Raw genomic sequence first — 14,806 nt, forward strand, 5'->3', positions numbered from 1 at the left:
AGATCGATTGTGGGTGAAAAATTCCCTGGATCCCGAAGTCGAAAAACTACGTATCCCAAAATAGGTGCGGTTTAAATAAAAAACTTCATTTTTTCTTTTTATTTAAGTTCAAGAGCAAATTCAAAAACGGAGAATGAAGCTTTTTGTTTATAGTCAAAACCTTGAGAGGAAAAGTCCCCCAAACCCCTTTTTTCTTTCGATAATTTTATAACTATGTATTTCAAGCTGGGTGCGGCTTAATGTAGGGGGGGGAGGAAGAGCTGAACGGTTATCAGCCCGAAGCGACTGAAATACAGAGATGAATCATGCCAATTGATGCTGATCGGTTTCCCATGTCATCCATCAGGGCTTTCTGTGAACGCTGGAAGATCACGGAATTTTCCCTGTTCGGTTCTGTGCTGCGGAAGGAATTTTCGGGCAGCAGCGACGTCGATATTTTGGTCTCCTTTGCAGACGATACCCATTGGACCCTCTTTGACTTTGCCGACATGCGGGATGAGTTGAAGGGGATGTTCGGACGAGAAGTGGATCTGGTAAGCCGCAGGGGGATTGAATCCAGTCGGAATTTTCACCGCCGTCAAGCCATCCTGGAGTCCGCAGAGCGCGTCTATGGATCGTGATACGGGCTACCTGATCGACATGCTGACCTCCGCGAAGCTGGCCGTTGAATATTTGGAAGGAACCGACAAGGCGGGTTTCGTCACAGATGTGCGCACGCAGGATGCGATAGTACGGCGACTGGAGATTATCGGAGAGGCATCCAGGCGATTAACTGAGCAGGGCCGTGCCTCATTGCCAGAGTTACCCTGGCGTGCCATGGTGTCCATGCGGAATTTAATGATCCATGAATACGATAGTGTGGACTACGCCCTGGTGTGGGAGACGGTCAAACAGGATCTTCCGTCGTTGATCCAACTTTTGGAAAGAAGACTTGGAAAGGGAACAACCCAGCGCGCCCTGTGAGGAGGGAAATGCAAGACCTGACCCCATTCTGTCACAATTCAAGACATGATCCCATTCTGCATTCATTCTGACATTCTGTCGCAATGCAAGACCTGACCCCATCCTGTGACCGCAAATCGACCTGGTTCGAACCCGAATTGCGCGATGGCCTCGTGATCCAGCCTGTTTGAGCCGCGCCGCGACATCCCCAACCTCCAGGCTTTTCTGTTCTGCGGCGGTTCGTGTACCTTTATCATTGTCAAAATAAGGGTCAAGTCTTGCATTACGGCATTCAAGACGGCACAATGTCCGGGCAGACGGGCAATAGAACGTTTCGAAAGGCAATCTGACCCAATGAAAAATAATAAATACTCCATAAATTTATTGATTACCACTCGCAGGAAATGTACCTTAATATTAATAACCATTTTTATTTTCTTTCTGCCAATAAATTGTTTCTCTTTTGATTATATTTGTGAATCAAACAATATCGTTCTTGATGAATTGGGAATTAAATTAATTTCAAATAATTATGGGTACTGTACCATATCAGGAATTATAAAAGTGATCAACTGCACCAAGGATATGAAAACTCTTACAATACGAATTGATGGCCTTGACTCCTCTGGATATAATATTGAACATTTCTATGTTCGCGGGAAAATTGGCCCCCTGAGGTGGGAAAAACTATCGGAACAGAGTGGTATTGATTGCAAATATCTTAATAAAATAAAAACATGGAAGGGCACCATATCATACTTTGACTGAAAGATATTTCATGTTTCGTCTGATGTACTAAATGCGGCAGGAGACGTCGTCATCAAAGACTTGATAGAGGCAGATCGAGTCGTAAGGTTATCCCGTTTGCACATCACTTGGCAGGCCCGAAGAGTCGCACCGCTTCAAACGAGGATGGGAATTCCTGATCTGAAATAGCGCATCGAAATTAGTATAGTCCCTCGGACGACAGAAAGCGTTTGGGTGGTCGTCCCAGGAACAGGTCAACCGTCGTCCTTCTTCCCGAGTCACAGCACCGAAGCGCACAAGGCACACGAGAAGATCCAGGACATCCCCAACTTCCAGGCGTTTCTGTTCCGCAGCGGTTCGGGCGCCTTTATCATTGGAAATAAATGCGGGTCTTTGACCTTTGGGCTGCCCCGTGATCCAGGCAATCGCCTCGGCCTCGCCCTTATGCACACCATTTTGGATCAAACGTCGATATTCCTTGTATTCGTCTGTCCCTGCGAAAACCTGGACGATTGTCAGACAACCGTTTTCCACCAACGACGTTATTTCCTTGGCGACATCTCTCAATTCATGATGCGCAATATAACTCGTCATCATTACCGACAGCGCATCCGTGCGGCACAGAAGTTCCAGGATGGAAAGATTCCGCAAACAATGGAAAACATCCGAATCGAGGAGGATACCCAGGCCATTCATGCGTGATCCGGCAACATCGGGGGGTCTGTGTCGAAAAAGTCCAAGACCATTTCCAATGCCGCACTCGGAGGCACACCCAACATCTCGGCAAAGAAATCCCTTTGAATATGACGCTCCGCGTACAGATAGGCCGCATGCCGAGCAACAAACGTGCGGCGTTCCACCGAAACCTCGGGAAGCGGGAAATCGGCAACACCTGCCGGGGCCTCACAGTCCTGCCAGCATTGATCAATACCAACGCGCAAACCTGGCACTGGTCGAACTGGAATGGTTCTGCCACAAGTATGCGATAGATAATTTCTCGCCGCACTATACGGCAAACCAAATTCCTTGATCAGATATTCGGCAGTTTTTTCAGCATCATTGCTTTTGTCAAGGTGACGTTGAACCACCGATTCCGGACACAAAAGACGAATGGCGAATGCATTGGCGCGTTGTTCAATCTCCTTCTTCCGGTCGGAAAGATACCCGGATAGCGTCGCCAGAGGATCAGGACGGCGCCAATCGATCCAATAGTGACAAAGTTCATGAGCCAAACTCACGCGCCTGGCAGTCGGATTGGTGTTTTTTCCATCCATATTGAGCGCCAGGACCGCCCCTTCCTGAGAATTGGCAAAGGTTAATCCGGCAGGCCCATCCGCACCCAATTTGCAGTACAACAATGTGACAGTGATAACATCCAGTGCCAAATCACGAACAGACGGTAAAGGTTCTTCCCCAAGACAAAAATATGTTCTGAATGCCTGCGCCAATTCACGCCCTTGCTGCCAGGGCGGAGAATTGTTGTTGATTACGGGCAAGGGAGGCAGATCCGCTCCAGGCCGGACCCGGTCACCATCCGCGGGAACCATCGACCGAAGCCGGGCCAAATCTTTTGCCGCATTGTGAATCTTGACGATGCCATGACGAATATGCTCATTCCATTCCTGGAATTCATTGTTTCGTGCCAAAAGATGAACGCCATCTTGCGGCAAAACGCGGATTGGATCTTCGGCAAGAACCTCCGGGGAAATACCATACACCAACGCCATCGATTCGATCTCTGCAATATCCGGCGCTTCTCCATTCTCGATGCGTTCAAGCCGATCCAGGGGAATCCCCGTGTACCGGTGAACCGTTTCCAGACGAAATCCAAGGATGGTTTGGCGAAGCTCTTTCAGGTTCATTTTTCATTTTGTCCCGAAACTGGAAGGGATACCAAACGGATTGAATCAATGCGCAGGGAACATCTTGAGAATGGCGATAATAAACATTGCCTGTCCAGCGGCGATGCCGAACATCCACTTGATGGTCTCGGCTTTGAGTTCAGCAATATCTCTCTTGGTAGCCAACTCCTTGAGAAGAGAGGCTTCGACATGATCCAGGAGGTCCGTCTGGGCTTCGGCCAAAGCCTCGGCCTGTTTTTCATCAAAACCGAAGGTTTTAAGCGTCTTGACATATTTACAGGAAAGCATACCACACCACCCTGCCTATCGAGCAACAGGAGCGTATCGTAGAACCGTTCTTTGATCCGGCGTCAATACCTCCTGCGCCGACCGCACCCCGCCCCACGAGGTAAACGGCGTCCAAAACATCAGATTATCCGCCCCGGCCCCGGCACATTCTTCCAATTCCAGGGTTCCCGAGGCATTGACGTCCATGAAAGGGAGACATTCGGGCGTATCGTCCAGAGGATCCTGGGGGGTGCCGGTCGATTCACTGGTATGAAACAACCCCAGAAAATGCCCCATCTCATGAGCCGCCGTCTCCCCGAGAAAATCGGTATCCACCCGCCCCGCGACTCGATGCGGCGCCAGGCCGATCAGGATACCGTTGAAGCCACCCGTCATCCCCATCGAACCGGGAATGGCGGCAGCAATGCCCAGAGCGCCATAATCGGTAAAATCATCGACGAAAAAAATGTTGATCGCATCGACAGCCCCACGCGAAACCAGTTCCGCCGTCACCGGATGGGTAAAATCAAGATCAAGCACCTCGAACCGGGGATCGTCGATCACCGTCATGGCACGCAGTTCGACGATCAGGTCATTCTTTGCATAAATGGCCACAAGGTTCGCCAACGCCTTTTCAATGTCGTCCGTGGCGCCCCGCGTTCCCCGGACCCAATAGGGGGCAACGATCAGACGGGTATCCGCTCCCGGAGTCGCACCCGAACGCATGGTAACCGACACGGTGAAATTGTCCGGATTGGCCATGGCGCTTTGAAGACGAAAGCTCCAGACAGAATCCACACCGATCATGGAAGGGGTGCGGGGGATGAGCACGGGACAATAGTAGGTCACGCACGGTTGCTGGGAGAGATCCAGCGTTTCCCCTCTGGAATTGGTCACCGACTGGAACGAAACCGCACCCTCTCCGACACTGGTTCCGCTCAGATGGAGAAGCAAGGAAACCGGAGCCAATGAATCGCTCCGGGCATTGGTCCGTGACCCTGCCAGGGCCGCCACCGCGGAACCGTCGAAAGTCATCACCGACGAAAGATAATTCGTTCCCTCCCTGGAAAAGGAAATGTCGCTGTTGCCTCCCAGGGATACCGCAACGATCCCCGGTCCCACGGTGGTTGCAACCATGTTGCCGCTGCGCGCGGTCGTCGTGGAAGACGCCGTGGATCCGCTCGTGGCACTGGTAATGCTCGTGCTTGTGGTTGCGGAGGTCGATGATCCCGATGACCCGGATCCCTCCGCCCCCCCGCCACCACATCCGCCCAAAATCATCAAGCCCATCGCCAACAGGCCGCCGATCAGCAAACGCCCGGATTTGCACTCCACCCGGCCAGACCCGTCCCATGCACCCGGCATCCATCCCACCCCTTTGTCCTATTGAAACAAGGACTCCCGCCCAGACACGTTGCCGGACGGGAATCCCCACGCCAATCGACTACCGCGCCTGCAACATGCCATTGATCACGGCAGGGGCCTCGGGAAGACCGGTCAGAGCGCCCGGATCACCCAGCCGGGTCGCCGGATCAACCTCTCCCATCCAGGACACGGTCGCCGGAAAGACCTGTTTCTCGATGGAAAGCGCTGTACAGCCGGCATCGTCCTTGAGCATCCGTTCTTCCAGGTCCAAGGCCTTGACAAGATAGGTATTTCCATCCTTGTCCGCAACCACCGCCCCGGTATCGATGGAAAAGTCGGGTACCCACCGCGACTCCGGACCACAGGTGATCTCCTCATCACTGCCAAACCCGACACAACGCCCCGGAATCCCCTGCAAATTGCCCGCTCCCTCATAGTTTAGACTGTATTTGGCAGTGCTGTCGGCACTCCAGGAATGGCTGTAGCTCACGACCAATGGCGGATCGAATTTCAGGAAATTGCCGCTGGAATCCTTGAGCGCCGCATATTTGTTCCAATCGTTCGGGCCGGTTTCCCAGGTGTAAAAGACATCCAGACGGTCCCAGGCCTGCCAGGGACAAATGAAATTCTTGTCCCAATCACATTTGATGGCATCAAGGTTGGTACTGGTGTTTTCAAACAGGGGACCGCTGTGAATCCCGAACTGATACATCGCATTATTCGTCGAGCCCACGACACTTGCGCCATTGTATTTCAATTCCATGGCGGTCTTGTCGAAGGTAAACGTATAGAACTTTTGACTGAGATCGGTCGTGGTCCCTTCACCGCCCATTTCCTTGTTGTCAAGAAAGGGACTGGAAGCATCGGTGGCGGAGATTTTTTCAGGGTTGGGACAGGACTCACCACACAAAAGACTCGAAGGTACCGCATCGAACGAGGCAGTCCCCGGTTGGATCATCTCCTCACGATTGAAAATGACAGAGGTGGTGTCGGCGGCGGAACAGGACCAGGTATCGCCAGAGGTATCGTTGATGATCGCCTGTTCCTTGATCCGTGCGGCATCGGCATTGTTGGCGGCGTATAATGTCTCCACTTCCTGCCATTGACTCTGTTTCGAATTGACGCAACCATCCAGCTTGACCCGGACATTGCCGCCAAGGGCCTCGCCCCAGAACTGCAAACCATCCCAGGGCAGGGTGGTCAGTTCCATCGGTTGTTCCGGTGTCAGTTTTTCAAAAAACCAGTTGGTTTGATTGAGTTTTGCCTTCTTGATGAACTGGGTCCCATTCCATTCGACCGTGTATTCGGTACGCATCCCGGTCGTCTTGTTTTCCTCGCTGTATTGCAACGGAATATTTTTTATGTCCGCCAGGGTCTGCGCCACCTTGGTATGGCGAATCAGTTTGCCGCCGGCGCGGAACAGGGTATAAGGCGATTCCTGAACGCCCGTGCGTTCGAACACCTGTTTGGTGACCGAGGCCCCGTTGGCAATCGCCACATCGCCGGGAAACCACGGGCCATGATAACCAACCCATCCGTGCCATTCCTTGCCGCTGGCATCGGTATAGCTGATGGGGAACCCTGAATTGACTTCGACATGATCGCCCGGCGCCCAGGTCGTGGTCGCTCCGACGGGCGGGGGGGAAAGATGATAGAGACCATAGCTCCAGACATCGACCTTGTAGGCATTGCGGGACAGACACGCCCTTTCGGCCCCCGAATCATCCTGGCGCAAAAACCAGTTTTCATCAAACGCAAAGTGAAAAACCTGATTCTTCAAGGTCATCTTCTGCGCCGATTCATCCCACTGCGGTTCGGTAAAATCGACACTCCCCGTTCCCCCCTTGCCATCGGCGGAACGGACAAGGATCACCTTTTCGGTAACCGTATCCTCATGGTGCTTGTATTGGTCCATGAATGTCACCTTGACGCGGTTGTCCGCCGTCTCTTCGACATCCATGGATCCCCGCGTCGTCTCCACCAGGGTCGGCCTGCCATCGTCCCCCTTGGCGACCCCCTTGAAATCCATGTTAAATACGCCATAGGGATTGGTCGCGCTCGCCCCCTTGTCGATTTGGGTGTAGGCATAAATCAAATCCCCGTTTCCATCCGGTTCCTCGTCCCCGCCATCGCCATCGTCCACCCACACCTTGACAATCTGCGGCACCTCGTCACTGTCACGTTGGGAATCGACAATCCAGGTTTCAAATTCCGGAGCGCCCGCCCCGGAGGATTGATTCTGGGCCCCCTTGCCCGCCTTGGAGGCATCCTTTTTGTCAGCACTGCATTTGGACAAGTCCAACTGGGACTTGTAAGGCCCCAGATTGAGCATCCTGTCATAACGGGTCTGACCGATGGAACACAAAATTTCGTTCACCGTCTTGAGCGCCTCGCCCGAGCGCTCGCTGACGAACACATTGGGCTCATCCATGTAGAAATCGGAAACCGGACTGATCGCTTCCATCTCGGTGGCACTGGCCGTCCGCAGGGCGCGATTCCACGGCGCCGACCGCGTGGTCGTCCCCTTGGCGGAGGCACCCTTGGATTTGGTATCAACGACACTCACCTTGTTGCCCAAGGTCAGGGCATGGGCCAGTTTCTTCTTGAGCGAAGGATCGGTGAAATCAACCGATCCCGAACTTATTTTGCTGGTGTCGATGACCGCCTTGGTCACATCGAGCGTCGCCACGCTGCCACTGAGAAGGGTGGCTTTCTTTTCACCCTCGGCGACAAGTTTAAGTTTGTCGATCACCTGATAGCCCCCGGCGGCGTTGACGGAAATCTGAACGCCATCGAATACCTTGTCCAATCCCTTGCCCTGCTCGATCTTCGCCGCGAAGGGATCGACCTGGGCGCCGGAATATCCCTGGTCCTCCATCGTCTTGAGAAAGGTTCCCTTGAATTCGTTCACCTTGGCTTCGAGTTCGGCAGGCGTATCGATTTTGGCAACCTTCTCGGCAACCGCGGAACTTCCCAGATTGCTGAAAACAGCCGCGGGATCCCCCCCGATGGCGTTGGAAACCACCAGGTTGGTCATGGGATTGACGTTGGCCTGCCCCGCCTGCTGGGCCACGGAAAAGAGGGTGAATTCCTTGCTGGCCGCCTTTCCGGTCACCTGAATGAAATAGGGCGGATTGGGGGTTTTCATCGTGTCAAGGTTACAGGTATAAGTGGCCCCGGAGGTTGCGCAGGTGACGGAATCGCCATCCTTGTCCTTCATGATGACCGTCACATCGGTATTGATCAGCGCCCCCGCGCTCATCGTGCCGGTCACGACATTCGTCCCCCCAGATCCTGTCGCGGTCGATGCTCCCGATGTTCCTGTCGCCCCCCCGGTCGTGCCTGAAGTTGCCGTGGCACCGCTCGAAGCGCCCGAAGATCCACTCCCCCCCGAGGTGGAACTTCCAGCCGGCTTGGCTGGAGCGATCGCCGAAACCGCCGAAACGAGCACCTCCGATGAATAGGTTTTGTTCCTGATCCCCCCCGTGACGGTATTGACGGATGATTCGACATGGGAAACGATGGTCGGATCGATCTTGCTCGTCCCGGTCTTGCCGACCTCCAGGTTGCCGATGGCACTTTCAAGCGAGGTCATGGTGGCGGTATTCACCCCCAGGGTTTCCATGACTTTCTTTGCATTTCCAACATCAAGCGTCATCTGGGTCTTCAGTTTCTCGGAGACCGGCACCGCCTCCATCTTGGCCAGGGCCGTATTCTGGCTCAGGCTTGAATCGACCTTGTTGATCGACTGGGAAAACCGGGTCTTGACCTCGTCGGAGGTGAGTTGCGTACCGTCCGCCTTGGTCACCTTCATGGTATTGTTCACCACTTCCATGCCAACCAGGGCCTTCTGCTGGGTTACCGCCGAAACCATGGTCGTGGCGTCGAACCCGGTGGGCATGGGTTTGCTCAGGGTGGCGCCACTTTTCTTGCCATCCATCGCCCCGTCCGCCATGTCTTCGCCGATGACCTGGAACGCCTTGGCCATGGTCTCCGGGTTGGATCCGACCGCGCGCCGGACCGTCTCCGCCATCGCCTCCGAGGACTTCATGACCGATGCAATGTTGTTCGAGGTAATGGGACTGGATATGGGATCGAAGGCGGCATCCTCCGAATCGATCCCAAAACCGAATTTGGACACGACATCGGCCTTGACGGTGGTCACCGTCGTCGCCGTCACCTTGTCCAGGCTGCCGGCATTGGCCACTGCCGCCTGATACACCACCGAAGTGATGGGGGTGACGTTGGCCGTGGTTTGGGTGGCGTCGGTCACCAGCGAATCCATGGCCATCGGGGTCTCTCCGGTCACCTGATCGGTACCGCCCGAGGTCGCGACCCGCAGCGGAAATGTCGTTCCCGCCGGAATGGGGATACTGAATTTTGCATCCGTGCCACTCGTCGCCGTTCCGATGACCTTGTTGTTGGCGTCATACAGGGTCACGGTGGAACCCGTGACCGGTCCGTCGATGACGGTACCCGACAAACTGGTCGATGAAGCGGCGGAATCGGAACTGCCGCCACCGCCGCCACAACCCGAAGCCGCGATCCACAATGGAAGTGCCCACGCGGCCAGGGCCGCCTTGCGTAACGTGTGTGTCATGAAACACCCTCATTAAAAGTTAATCCCATGAATCATGAGAAAAGTTACCTGAGGACAGGAAGTTCCGCCGATTGAAACTGTTCGGTTTCCAGGGCCAGGCGGGTTGACGGAGACAGCGCATCCCAGGGCAGTTCTTTCAAGGTGGCGGCGGCCTGGGATCGTATCTGCCCATTGTCATGACGGAGCAGTGGCGCGGCAAGTTGCGCAACCCTGTCCGGATCGCTTTTGCCAAAAGCCTGGGTGTAGGCTGCAAGTCCGCGGCGCAGCAGCTCTGGGGATGGGTTCTGTCCGATCAGCGTCTCAAGGAAAGAAGCCACTGCGGCATTGGGAAAAAAGCGCAATACCGCCAGGGCGCGAAAACGGAGGACGCCATGCCATCGGGGGTCGGAGGCGATCTCCATCAACACCCGGTCCGCCCCCTCCCCGACCGCGACAAAACGATCCGGACGATCATTCCATTCGAATCCCTGAAGGAGTGGCAGGATACGATCCGACGTGGCCATCTCCGCGGCAACCGGAAAAACAACAGAAAATGCCAGGGTCAGAATCAAGGGGACAACCATCCCCCTGCCAGAGACCTTTCGCCGGACTGCCGCACCGTCCCCATTCAAGACCATCCCCGATACAATTCCCTTCACGCTCAAGGCCCCTTCACACGGTCGGCCCGCGAGGCCCTGTTCAGAGGGCCTCCCTCAAGGCAATGACCTCCAGCCGCGAGGTCAAAAGACGATCGACATGTCCTTACGGCAAAAAAAAGATTGTTCAGTATAACGCATCGGAATGATAAAGTCCATTTCATTTTGCAATATCTCCCTGCACTTCCAATGTAACCGTTCAGACCCCCTCTCCCTCCGGGAGAGGGTCGGGGTGAGGGGAAACAGAAACTCCATCATTCAAAAGGCTGTGGTGATCCTTGAAGAACCATTCCAATTGCTTGATTTCGTGACGAGATCTTTCTATGGAATTACCGTTGATCAAAGCGCCGGTTCCCTCACCCCTGCCCCTCTCCCAGAGGGAGAGGGGAAAAAATCCAGGGGGGGTCTGAACGGTTACCTTCCAATTCAATCGATTTTCTTTAACCTTATGGGTTAAACTTTTTTATGTCGATTTCCTTTACCCGATGGGTTAAACTTTTTATGGAAATTTTTTTTCGCGACCGGAAGCTGAAAAAAGAGTGTAACAGCCAACAATCCTTGCAAAAAGCCTATGGAGAGAAGCAGGCCCGATTGATTGCCCTCCGTCTCAAGGCCATTCGTGCGGCGGTTCACCTTGGTGAATTCTGGCCGACCCAAAAACACACGGGGCGTTGCCATGAACTGAAGGGCAATCGGGCCGGTCAGTTGTCCATGGACCTGGACCATCCCTATCGCCTGATCTTCGAACCTGCCAATGTTCCCATCGAACAACGTCCCGAAGGTGGGCTCGACTGGCATCGGGTCACAGCCATTTTGATCATTGGTGTGGAGGATACTCATGAATAAGCCGATTGCAAATCAGTATGTTCCGGACCATGCCGTTCATCCAGGCGAAATCCTGGAGGAGTACCTCTCCGCTCTGGGAATGAACCAAACCGAGCTGTCGGCACGTACCGGCATCGTACTCAAACATATCAACGAGATCATTCGTGGAAAAGCTGCAATCACGGTCGATACCGCACTGAAATTGGAACGCACGGTTGGCCACTCCGCCAGTTTTTGGAACAACCTGCAACAACTGTATGAACAGGACATTGCCCGTTTGGCCGACAATAAGCGTCTTGAAGAAGATCTTGGATGGCTGAAACAGATTCCGGTTCGGAAGATGGCGGAGGCTGGGTGGATCAGGACATTTCAGGACAAGAAAGAACAGCTTGCCGAGATTCTCCGATTCTTTGGCGTGGCTTCACGGGCGCAATGGGAGTCTGTTTGGAGTGGATCCCCCGTGGCAGCCTTTCGCCAGTCCAGAAATGGAACGATCAGCGAAACCGCCGTGTCTGCCTGGTTGCGTCAGGGAGAAATTCAGGCGCAGGCAACCCAATGCGCGTCGTTCGATAAAGCGGGATTCGAAAATGTATTGACGGAGGCCCGCCATTTGACCAGAGAGCCGCCACGGATTTTTCAGCCCCGCCTGATCGAACTGTGCGCTGGAGTTGGCGTGGCCGTGGTCTTTGTCCCGGAACTGCCCAAAACCGGCATCTCTGGCGCAACCCGATGGCTCACCCCCAACAAGGCATTGATTCAACTCAGTCTGCGTTACAAGGCTGACGACCAATTGTGGTTCACGTTTTTCCATGAGGCGGGGCATATCCTGCGGCATGGAAAGAAGGATGTGTTTCTGGAAGGTGTTGCGGGTATGAATCAAGAGAAGGAGAATGAAGCCAACCAGTTTGCCGCCGATTTTCTCATTCCCGCCGACCGTTGGGCTACCTTCAAACAAAAGCACCCATACACCTTGGCCACGGTGAGGTCTTTTGCCGAAACATTGGAAATCGCCCCCGGAATCGTCATCGGGCGGTTGCAACACGAGAAGATTGTGGCTTTCAAGTGGGGCAATAATCTGAAATGTCGATTGACATGGCAGAAGGCCGGGCAAGACAACTCGGGTTGGAGAAATACAAATGACGCCATCCTTGACGAATGACCACGGCATGATCCGGTATGGAGCGATTTCATCCGAAACCATCGATAAGATTGTGCGCACCATCGTGGAGCATTGCCATCCTGCAGAAGAGCGATCATGATTTGATCACGGCGCGTAGCGTTCTGGTTCCATGCGTCAAAACAATCCCTGGCGCGGATCGAAGGAAAATTCCCTGGAAAACCGTTGATAGGCTTCGATCTGTTCCGGGGATCGAGCCTCGGGGATAACCATTTTCAGAACGACCGTCTGGTCCCCGGGCGGTGAACCGGGCAAACCCTTGCCCCGCAATGCCAGACGCTTGCCCGACTGGCTGTTTTCGGGAATGCGCATCCGTACCTGCCCACCAAGGGTGGGAACAGTCACCTGACACCCCAGGGCCGCTTCCCAGGGACTCAAGGGAAGATCCAGTTCCACATCGCGTCCCGACAATCGAAACCACCGGTGCGGCAGAATGGAGATGGCAAGCAATACTTCTCCCTGTGGAAAATCACTGCCACGACCACCCCCGCCAATGCGCAAGGTCTGGCCGTCGAGCATCCCCGGCGGAACGGTCACCAGGATCTGGCGGTTGCCCTGGGGCGTATGAAGGTCGATGGATCGTTTGCAGCCCTGATACGCCTCCTCCAGAGTGATTTCCAGACGGGTTTCCGGTTTCCGGGACCGGCTGGAACACGAGGAAGGACCGGATCGTTGCGACCGGGAACAGGATGCGTCACCATCGAGACCACCACCAAAAAAAGGAAAACCACCCGAACGGGCACGGGAAAAAGGATTGTTCATCCCCTTCTGACCGAAAAATCGATTGAAGATTTCCTCGATCTCGGGAGACGTTCCGCTCGGATCGAATTCAAAAACAAATCCCTGTTGACCCCGGGTCTCCGGCCTGGCACCCGGCCTGGAACGGGGACCACCGTTTTGCATATATTGATACAAGGTATCGTATTCCCGACGCTTTTCCGCATCACCCAAAATGTCGTAGGCGGCGGAAATATCCTTGAAGCGACGTTCACTTTCGGGAGCCTTGTTGACATCGGGATGAAATTCCCGGGCCAGACGGCGAAAGGTTTTCTTGATCTCTCCCTGATCGGCATTGGGAGACAGGCCAAGAATCTTGTAATAATCCTTGAATTGCGTTGGATCCATCATGGTTTTCCTGCCTTTGCACGATTTCGGACGGCCACATGTTTCGAGAAGTCACCGGGTGATGACTCGATGTTTCAACCCATTTGTGTTATCAATGATGGATCAAGAAAGCGTCCCGATCCAGCAGGTAGGTCTGAATATCGCCTTTTTCAAGAAGGAAACAAAAAAAACGATCATCCTCCCCTTGTTTCAATCCGAAACCGAATTGACCATCGCCATGATCCCGCAACCCGTGACGATGCCGTCGATCGAACCCTTGTCACACTTCAACCTCGAACGAGACCACCACCATGGACCCGCTCGCGTCTGCCGTCAACCGATCGAAAATTTTCCAGGATCTGGATTGGGACATTTTCATGGAAGACCTCCGTGCCTGTCCCCATCGTACCGTCGATGAACACGAAATCCTCATCCGTCCCGGACAGGAAAATCATTCGGTCTATTTCCTGATCACCGGAACACTGTCGATTCACCTGGAAAAACCGGGAAACAACCCGATCCGAATCGTCCATCCCGGAGAAACGGTCGGCGAACTGTCCATCATCGCCGCGACCCTTTCCTCGGCCTATGTCGTGGGGATGGAACGGGCGGAACTGGCGGTGATCGACCAATCGCTGCTGTGGGACCTGGTGGAACGAGAACCCAGAATCGCCCGCAACCTTCTTCTGGTCCTTTCCGGCTGGGTCATCACCGGAAACGTCCAGACCGGAAAACAAATGCGCACCCTCGAAACCCTGGAGGGTCTGGTCCGCATGGATGGACTCACCGGCATCTACAACCGCCGGTCGTTCGACGAAATGCTCAAACGCTTTCTCACCCGCAGCCAAAGGGTGGGCCATCCGATGGCGCTGGTTCTCATCGATGTCGATTTGTTCAAGCGTTACAACGATACTCAGGGCCATCAGGCCGGAGACCAGGCCTTGATCGCCCTGGCCCGGGTATTGAACGATTCCATCCGTCCCTCCGATTTCGCCGCGCGATACGGTGGCGAGGAGTTCGCCTTTCTCCTCGCCGACACCTCGCTTGAAGAGGGGATCATGATCGCCGAGCGTGTCCGGCAGGCGGTCATGGAAAAAAACATTTTTTCCCAGGATGGCCACCCCCTTCCCGGCATCACCATTTCTCTCGGTCTTGCCCTGTCCCATCCCGGTTCCACCCCCGAAGGGCTGATCCGCATCGCCGATCAAAACCTTTATCGAGCCAAACAAGAGGGACGCAACCGCTGCTGCCACCACCACACGGAGGAATGATTCTGCCCCTC

The 14,806-nt window shown here is 54.3% G+C and carries 13 protein-coding genes; 7 read left to right on the forward strand and 6 right to left on the reverse strand.

Annotated features, from left to right (window positions below):
- Window positions 1–332: 332 nt before the first annotated feature.
- From HQL76_09785 to HQL76_09795, 3 genes are all read left to right on the forward strand, one after another.
- Window positions 333–620 carry a nucleotidyltransferase domain-containing protein gene (locus tag HQL76_09785; protein MBF0109455.1) on the forward strand — a complete coding sequence of 96 codons (288 nt, stop codon included), beginning with the start codon at window positions 333–335 and terminating at the stop codon, window positions 618–620.
- Entirely contained in the window at window positions 610–963 is a 354-nt protein-coding gene (locus HQL76_09790; GenBank protein MBF0109456.1) for a DUF86 domain-containing protein, read from the forward strand. Before HQL76_09785 ends, HQL76_09790 begins: the two co-directional genes overlap by 11 nt.
- Window positions 964–1,923: 960 nt before the next feature.
- A complete protein-coding gene (locus tag HQL76_09795; GenBank protein ID MBF0109457.1) occupies window positions 1,924–2,391 on the forward strand; it encodes a hypothetical protein in 468 nt (155 codons plus the stop codon).
- On the opposite strand, the gene HQL76_09800 is transcribed toward HQL76_09795, so the two are convergent.
- From HQL76_09800 to HQL76_09810, 3 genes are read right to left on the reverse strand one after another with little or no spacing between them, the layout of a single operon-like run.
- Window positions 2,382–3,551 carry an ImmA/IrrE family metallo-endopeptidase gene (locus HQL76_09800; GenBank protein MBF0109458.1) on the reverse strand — a complete coding sequence of 390 codons (1,170 nt, stop codon included), beginning with the start codon at window positions 3,549–3,551 and terminating at the stop codon, window positions 2,382–2,384. The genes HQL76_09795 and HQL76_09800 overlap by 10 nt on opposite strands.
- Before the next feature lie 45 nt (window positions 3,552–3,596).
- Window positions 3,597–3,839: a hypothetical protein gene (locus tag HQL76_09805; GenBank protein ID MBF0109459.1), complete on the reverse strand. Its 243-nt coding sequence runs from the start codon at window positions 3,837–3,839 to the stop codon at window positions 3,597–3,599.
- 15 nt (window positions 3,840–3,854) lie between these two features.
- Window positions 3,855–4,955, reverse strand: a complete 1,101-nt coding sequence (locus tag HQL76_09810; protein MBF0109460.1) for a hypothetical protein — start codon at window positions 4,953–4,955, stop codon at window positions 3,855–3,857.
- Between HQL76_09810 and HQL76_09815 the strand changes: the two genes are divergently transcribed.
- Window positions 4,954–5,208: a hypothetical protein gene (locus HQL76_09815; GenBank protein ID MBF0109461.1), complete on the forward strand. Its 255-nt coding sequence runs from the start codon at window positions 4,954–4,956 to the stop codon at window positions 5,206–5,208. The two genes, HQL76_09810 and HQL76_09815, sit on opposite strands and share 2 nt — an antisense overlap.
- A 54-nt stretch (window positions 5,209–5,262) precedes the next feature.
- Here the strand turns inward: HQL76_09815 and HQL76_09820 are convergent, their stop codons facing one another.
- Complete coding sequence (locus HQL76_09820) at window positions 5,263–9,783, reverse strand: hypothetical protein (GenBank protein ID MBF0109462.1); 4,521 nt, start codon at window positions 9,781–9,783, stop codon at window positions 5,263–5,265.
- Window positions 9,784–9,827: 44 nt separating this feature from the next.
- Window positions 9,828–10,421 (reverse strand): hypothetical protein, encoded by a 594-nt coding sequence (locus tag HQL76_09825; protein MBF0109463.1) that lies wholly within the window; start codon window positions 10,419–10,421, stop codon window positions 9,828–9,830.
- A 498-nt stretch (window positions 10,422–10,919) separates the two neighbouring features.
- Between HQL76_09825 and HQL76_09830 the strand changes: the two genes are divergently transcribed.
- Together HQL76_09830 and HQL76_09835 are read left to right on the forward strand one after the other, a co-directional pair.
- Window positions 10,920–11,264, forward strand: a complete 345-nt coding sequence (locus HQL76_09830) for a killer suppression protein (protein MBF0109464.1) — start codon at window positions 10,920–10,922, stop codon at window positions 11,262–11,264.
- Complete coding sequence (locus HQL76_09835) at window positions 11,257–12,402, forward strand: HigA family addiction module antidote protein (GenBank protein MBF0109465.1); 1,146 nt, start codon at window positions 11,257–11,259, stop codon at window positions 12,400–12,402. The genes HQL76_09830 and HQL76_09835 overlap by 8 nt, the downstream gene beginning before the upstream one ends.
- A 135-nt stretch (window positions 12,403–12,537) precedes the next feature.
- On the opposite strand, the gene HQL76_09840 is transcribed toward HQL76_09835, so the two are convergent.
- A complete protein-coding gene (locus HQL76_09840; protein MBF0109466.1) occupies window positions 12,538–13,548 on the reverse strand; it encodes a DnaJ domain-containing protein in 1,011 nt (336 codons plus the stop codon).
- Between the two features lie 287 nt (window positions 13,549–13,835).
- Here HQL76_09840 and HQL76_09845 point away from each other — a divergent pair, with 287 nt between their 5' ends.
- The gene (locus HQL76_09845; GenBank protein ID MBF0109467.1) at window positions 13,836–14,795 is read left to right on the forward strand and encodes a GGDEF domain-containing protein; all 960 of its coding nucleotides are present in this window, start codon (window positions 13,836–13,838) and stop codon (window positions 14,793–14,795) included.
- Window positions 14,796–14,806: the final 11 nt, after the last annotated feature.

The sequence above is a fragment of the Magnetococcales bacterium genome (assembly GCA_015228815.1).
Lineage (GTDB): Bacteria > Pseudomonadota > Magnetococcia > Magnetococcales > UBA8363 > UBA8363.